This window comes from Coprobacillus sp. AF33-1AC, from assembly GCF_003475785.1.
GTDB lineage: Bacteria > Bacillota_I > Bacilli_A > Erysipelotrichales > Coprobacillaceae > Faecalibacillus.
The window spans coordinates 1-389 of record NZ_QRQB01000052.1; positions in this window are offsets into that span (position 1 = coordinate 1).

A 389-nucleotide genomic window follows, 5' to 3' on the forward strand; every position below is an offset into this window, starting at 1 on the left:
CTTGTATGATATAAACGTACCTTGCCAGTACATAAATATCACTTTATCCTTTCTAACCTTTTATTTAGAATATTAGTAGATAAACCTTAGTTCTCTTACATGTATTGTAGTTAATCTACTTTAAGGAGAGTGAGTCTATGGCCCTTACTAAATTCGTTTATAGTTGGATGAGCCACTTAAAGTGTGTTCTTATGTCTTACAAGAATACGATTAGATCGCCATAGAAATCTGACAAGGTTTTCTAGAAAGGCGGTCTTTTTTATGACACATTTTGTTGGCATTGACGTTGCCAAATTTGAACACGTCGCTTCTGTTTTTAACTCAGTTATTGGTGAACTGGTTATTGACTCACTTCGATAATAATGTCAAAGGTTTTAATTCATTATTAT